This window comes from Methanoculleus sp. UBA413 (assembly GCF_002502935.1).
GTDB classification, from domain to species: domain Archaea; phylum Halobacteriota; class Methanomicrobia; order Methanomicrobiales; family Methanoculleaceae; genus Methanoculleus; species Methanoculleus bourgensis.
In genome coordinates this window covers 371-6447 of record NZ_DAQR01000005.1, presented here as the reverse complement: position 1 = coordinate 6447, position 6077 = coordinate 371, and the positions used below count along the sequence as shown (strand labels likewise).

General features: G+C 63.6%; 6 protein-coding genes. All 6 read right to left on the bottom strand.

Translation table 11 applies throughout. The features are described from left to right. Window positions 1-384: 384 nt before the first annotated feature. The 6 genes from ruvB to BP858_RS00555 all read right to left on the bottom strand — a co-directional run bounded on the left by ruvB (window position 385) and on the right by BP858_RS00555 (window position 5709). On the bottom strand, window positions 385-1380 hold the full coding sequence (ruvB, locus tag BP858_RS00580) for a Holliday junction branch migration DNA helicase RuvB (RefSeq protein WP_214167069.1): 996 nt from the start codon (window positions 1378-1380) through the stop codon (window positions 385-387). Next, window positions 1377-1967: a Holliday junction branch migration protein RuvA gene (ruvA, locus tag BP858_RS00575; protein ID WP_286878557.1), complete on the bottom strand. Its 591-nt coding sequence runs from the start codon at window positions 1965-1967 to the stop codon at window positions 1377-1379. The genes ruvB and ruvA overlap by 4 nt, the downstream gene beginning before the upstream one ends. 5 nt (window positions 1968-1972) lie before the next feature. Then, entirely contained in the window at window positions 1973-2467 is a 495-nt protein-coding gene (gene ruvC / locus BP858_RS00570; protein ID WP_286878556.1) for a crossover junction endodeoxyribonuclease RuvC, read from the bottom strand. Between the two features lie 288 nt (window positions 2468-2755). Then, complete coding sequence (locus BP858_RS00565) at window positions 2756-3733, bottom strand: DUF1616 domain-containing protein (protein ID WP_286878555.1); 978 nt, start codon at window positions 3731-3733, stop codon at window positions 2756-2758. Window positions 3734-4468: 735 nt separating this feature from the next. Beyond that, a complete protein-coding gene (locus BP858_RS00560; protein WP_074175568.1) occupies window positions 4469-4714 on the bottom strand; it encodes a DUF5671 domain-containing protein in 246 nt (81 codons plus the stop codon). 2 nt (window positions 4715-4716) lie between these two features. Then, on the bottom strand, window positions 4717-5709 hold the full coding sequence (locus BP858_RS00555; RefSeq protein WP_074175567.1) for a DUF7490 domain-containing protein: 993 nt from the start codon (window positions 5707-5709) through the stop codon (window positions 4717-4719). Window positions 5710-6077: the final 368 nt, after the last annotated feature.

The window sequence follows — 6077 nt, the reverse complement described above, 5'->3', positions numbered from 1 at the left end:
GGCTGTAACAATGGGTATTAAAACTGAGGTTAATAAGCTCCGTCATTGTTTCAGCTTTTTCGCCATAAGCAGCCCCCGAGGCGATTCCCACCACGGTCCACTGCCCGGGTGAGGCGGGGGATACTTCGCGTTCACCAGAACCGACATGGGGGTTCAACCGAGCTTGCACCTCGCCGATAGCCAACCCGGAACGCAGTGCACCCATGGTTGCGTTCGCGCCAATGGGGGGAGACCCCCACCTCGGTCCCCTCCCCCGAGGTGATAGCCACCACGGCCCACTGTATTGGGATAGACCGGGGAAAGGCTGGTTTTATGCGTGCAGCCTCTCGCATAGCCTCATGAGCGTTTCGTACAAAATAGGATCGAGTCCGCCCGCGGGGGCAGTCACTCCCGTGGTGTCGTCCTGATATGCTCCTCTGCCGCCGCGGTCGTCTCCCGGCCCTGGGGGGTCCGCTTGATGAACCCGATCTGGATCAGGTAGGGTTCATAGACCTCCTCGACCGTCCGCACCTCTTCCCCGACCGAGATCGCGATCGTCTTGACCCCCACCGGGCCACCGCCGAAGTCGTACGCGATCACCGAGAGGATTCTTCGATCGAGGTCGTCCAGGCCCAGTCGGTCGATCCCGAGCATGGTCAGCGCAAGGTCGGCGGTCTCTCCGTCAATGCTTCCGTCCCCCCTGACCAAGGCAAAGTCACGCACCCGCCGGAGCAGGCGGTTTGCGATCCTGGGTGTTCCGCGGCTCCGTTTTGCTATCTCGAGCGCGCCTTCGGGGGTGATCAGGGTCTGCATGATCCCGGCGCTCCGCTGGACGATTGCTGCCAGGTCCCCGACCTCGTAGAGGTTGAGCCTGAAGATGAACCCGAACCTGTCCCTGAGTGGAGACCCGAGCAGCCCGACCTTTGTCGTCGCACCGACCAGGGTGAACTCCTCAAGCGGGAGCTGGACAGACCGTGCTCCGGGCCCCTCGCCGATCATCACGTCGATGCAGGAGTCCTCCATCGCCGGATAGAGGATCTCCTCGACCACCGGGTTTAAGCGGTGGATCTCGTCGATGAAGAGGACGTCGCCCCGGTTGAGCGCCGTCAGCTGGGCGGCAAGGTCGCCCGGCCGGTCCAGCACCGGGCCGGTGGTGGTCCTGATCGCCACCCCCATCTCGCGGGCGATGATCCGGGCAAGCGTCGTCTTCCCAAGGCCCGGCGGCCCGGAGAAGAGGATATGGTCCAGGGATTCGCCGCGTTTCTTTGCTGCCGCGATAGCGATGGCAAGTGTCTCTTTCACCTGGGGCTGACCCACGAACTCGTCGAACCGTGCCGGCCTGATCGTGGCGTCATCGACCTCTTCCGGCAGGGTGGCGGGTGAGGTGATGCGTTTCGTCATGGTCGCTCCCGCAGGCGGGTGAGAGAGGCCCGGATCAGGTCCTGCACCGTCGGGGCGGGCAGGTCGGCGATGACGGCGTTGACCGCTTCCTCTGCCTCGCGCTCAGAGAACCCGAGCGATACCAGGGCGCTCACCGCGTCGCAGGCCTCGGCCCGGCTCCTGCCGCCGGGCAGCGTCGCCGCACATTTCTTCATCTTGTCTTTCAGCTCCAGGATCAGGCGTTTGGCGCTCTTCGGCCCGATCCCCGGGATCCGGGTAAGCACTTTTTCGTCGTCGCTTAAGATCGCGATCGCGAAATCCTCAAACGAGATCCGCGAGAGGATGTTCATGGCGGTCTGGGGGCCGATCCCGGTGACACCGATCAGGATGGTGAAGAGTTCTCTCTCCCGCGGGTGGGAGAACCCGTAGAGCTGGATATCGTCGTCACGGACCACCATGTAGGTGTGGACCATGACCCGGCCTTCTGTCGCGACAAGGTCCTGCAGCGTAGGCTCTGTGACCTGGACCCGGTAGCCGACGCCGCCGATATCGATCACCACCCACCGGTCCCCGGTGGATGCCAGTTCTCCTGAAAGATGGGCAATCATGGGTATTACCGCACCATATTGATGTGACAGAGTGCGATGGCGAGGCCGTCCGCGGCGTCGTCCGGTCGGGGGAGTTCCTGCAGGCGAAGAAGCCGCCGCATCATCTCCTGCACCTGGTGTTTGTCGGCACGCCCCGACCCGGTCACCGCCAGTTTGACCTGGTTTGGGGTGTACTCGGTGACCGGGATTCCTCGCTGTTCTGCGGCGAGGAGGATGACGCCGCGCGCTTCACTGACGTGCATGGCAGAGGTGACGTTCCTTGAGAAGAAGAGCTGCTCCATGGCGAGACACTCAGGGGTGTACTCGTCGAGGAGCAGCGAGATCTTCTCGTAGATCTCGAGCAGCCGCCGGGCGGGGCGGTGATTGCTCGGGGTCTCTATGCAGCCGAAGGCGAGGGGGGTCGGGTAGGGGTCGCATCTCCTGAGAACGCCGTACCCGGTTCTCGCCACCCCGGGGTCAATCCCGATCACGATGCCTTCGCCAGGGGGTGCACTCCTCATGCATAGGTACTCGGTTCTCCTGCTAGATACCTATTTCGCGGGTTCTGTGTCGATATCGGGAGCCCTGATCGCCGGGACCGGCACGGGGGCGGACCGGTTTTGGGGTGCAGGGCGACACCGGTCAGGTTCGGCGCTCTCTCCTCTGTGAATGTAAAGAACTCTTCCTTAATTCGGCTGTCAGCGTGGGCTGCAGTCCCTTCGCCGTTATCGCGGCACTCAGAACGGGGCAGCCGGCGAATATCGAGCACGCCGCCGTCGACGAAAAAAGAGGGACCCTGCGGATTATCCTCAGGCCGGAGGCCGAACCCGGACCCAGAGGTGTAGATCCCGGTAACTTGCATCGATCCGGTCAGCGCCCGTGACCGCAGGCCCCGGCACCGTCTCGTTGAAGAGCAGGAACTCGACCCGGTTGTAGTCGGGCGAGGGGACCGAGAAGTTCCAGACCACCTCCCTGGTCTCATTATGGGGCACCGTGAGGGTGAATCGGTCCAGGGGCTTGGCCGCGTGGATCGTCGAGGTGTTTGTCCGGGCTTCAAACGTCTGGTTGAGGAGGAGCGCCTCGACCGTGTAGTTAACCTCCCGGTACTCGTGGTTCCCGACCCCGACGATCAGGGTCTGGCTTCTCCCGGCCCCAAAATCGGTCGGGTAATCGGCGGCCTTCCCGCCCGGCCCGAGGATGTAGAACTCGGTGAAGTGTTCCCCCTCTTTTGGCACCGCGAGGACGTAGGCGGTTGTGGCGACCGCCACGACGATCGAGACCACGAGAAGAGCTGAGAGTCCCCGGTCGAGCGGGGTGCCCTCCGGGTCAAAGAGTTCATTCCGGGCAGAGGCAAGCATCTCCCGGGCCGGAACCGAGAACCGCTCGTCGGCCGGGAGGAGGAGACGCCGGTACCACGCAACGGCGGCCATCGCGAGGGAGAAGAGCGTGAGCGACACAAGGATGGGGTCGAGCCTGATCCCCCAGGGCGTGTAGTTGAGCGCAAGCCCGATGAGGGGGGTGACCGCGATCGAGAGCCCGAATGAGAGCGCGACCCGTTCGATACCGTCAAGGTCGCCCCGTGCCGGAAAGAACGCAGCGATCAGGGCGTAGCCGGGGATGAAGAGAACCATCGCCAGGCCAAAGAGGATCCGAAGGAAACTCTCGTTCAGTACCGGGACGTAGACACAGGAGAGGGTTGCAACTGTTGCGGCCACGATCACGATGAGGTCGCCGGGGGGGTCCCCGGCGGCCTCCAGGATCAGAGGTTTTTGATCTTTATGATCCATGAGAGGTTCTGTCAGCCTCTTCTGCCCCACGCAAGCATCAAGATTGCGCAGGTGAGTACCGGGAGGGGGTTCAGGGGGTGGCTGTTCCGGTGACCTCCTGTCAGGGTAGGCACTTGGGCTGTGATAGTCGCAAACCTCATCCCGGATTTTTCGTCCCTCCTCATCGCGCTCTCTCTCTCTCTCTCTCTTGTCTCGCTTGCCGGGATGGTCCTCTGCCTCCGGGAAGCGGAGAGCGAGTCAACCCGGCAACCCCCTCAACCGGAGCCTAGTGGACTATTTCACCTTATCTTGCGGGTTTTGGTGCGGATCACCAACCGCTCGCGTGAGGCGATGGTGCCCATGCAACAACCATCAGGCTACGCTCTCCGGGCTGCACGCATGAAAACAGTCTGCTCCCCGGACAGTGGACCGTGGTGGGCATCACCCTAGGGCGTGGGGGCAGGGGAGGGGGCTCGCCCCCTCCCCCCGTACGGAAGCCATGCCCGGGGCACAAACAGGGCCATGATTCCCCCACCCGCCAAACCAGGGCAGTTTTCATGGGAAATGTTAGCTGAAATGCTCCACTAGTGCTCGTTGTCATCTAAAACCAAAAAATCCGGCGTCACCTTCACGATCTCCCGCGTGCTTCCGCATGAGGTTGTAGCGGACTCCCCGTCTTCATATGTGGCAATTGGCATTCCACCTCGTGCATCGAAATCTTCAAAATAAAGTGACCCGGTGCATTAGCAACAGCCCTCAGCGCTCCTTCCGGATCAGCCTCCAGTGATACGCCCAGACAACGAGCCCCACCATGACCTGCGCCACGCTCCCGGGGAGACCGGGGTAGTACTGTGGTGCCGGGTAGGGCTGGGGCGCCGGGTAGATGATGACCTCGATTGCGATGGCGATGAGGTCCACGGCACCGACGATCACGACGACAAGCGCGATGAGCGAGATGGCGTAGAGGTAGGCCCGCCACGCGGTCAGACCCTGGAGCGCCATACCTACCCCCTCCTCCGTCTCCCGAGCGCCGCAAACCCGGCGCCGAGGATGCCGGCGGCAGCGAGCGCAGCCCCAAACCCGGGTGTCGGCGAGGGCATCGGCGCACCGCTGCTCTGGACCTTAAACTGCCCGACCTGTGCAGACGGCTCGCCGGTCGGCGCCGGAGTCGGGACCGGGAGAGAGACTGGCGACTGAGCCTTGCCCGAGTCGAGCACCACCTGCGGCGGCGGGGCCAGGGTGACCCGGCCGGTGCTGGTCGCAAAGGCTGCGCCGCCCTCGGCGAGCCTGAGACTGATCTCGTAGTCGTAGCCGTTCGGGACCCTGATGCTCACCCGCTTCTCGGCTGTCGCATCCCCGGCGACCGTCCCGAGCGACCTGGACTCGCGGACGGCCGTGAGCCCGGTCTGGAGGTTGACGACCCTGATATCCATGGTGAGGTCGCCGGAGGATGTGCGGCCGCTGTTTGTGATACCGGTGATGATATCGAGCGTGATCGGGTCAGCCTCAAGGTTAGGGGTCATAACGTCGAGCGTGGTGATCGCGAGGAGTGAGTAGGCCAGTCTCCGCCCGGCAACCGTCCTGTCGGGGAGGAAGACGTCCACCGACCCCGATTCCCGCATACGCCCCTCCTGCCAGACCGTCACCCAGATGTCATAACGCCTGCCGTTCTCGAGCACCAGGGCGACCTCCTCCTTTGTGGTCTTCCCCGGCGTCAGGTTGCCGACCGGCACAACCTTCCCCGTGACGACGATATCAGTCCCGGCCTCTTTCGCACTGACCTGCAGGTCGATCCCCTCCACCGCCGCATAGACCGCGTCGAGGTACGGGGCCACCACGACCCGGGTGACGTTCGAAGGCGGCTGGCCGTCCGGGATGCTGATATCCACGCCCCGGATGGTCACGTAGCCTGCCTGGGACTGGGGTGATGTGCACCCGGCCACAAGCACCAGGGATAGAAGCACGAAGACCGCTGCTGCACCAGGTAATTTTCTCATAGTGAATCAGGGCTACCTTCAGGGCCGCAGACGATAAGGTTTCCCTGCTGCCCCCCTCTATCGGTCTGCTGCCCTGTGGTCAGATACACGGGTTATCACCGGGCTTGTCCCCGGACACCGGACCGTGGTGGATATTGCAATCGGGGGGTCTCCCCTCCCCTGTCTCACCGGGTCGCGATACTCATAACCCCCACCCCGCCCGGCCTCCGGCCTCCTCCCCCGCCCCCAGGGGCGGGGGCAGTCATCGTGATACCCAGTGGAAATCGGTGCCGGGGCCGCAGGTTGAGGGATGGTCTGGACCTGGTTCTTCTCCCGGCTTGTCCCCGGATAGTGGACCGTGGTGGCTATCGCCCCTGGGGGTGGGGCTG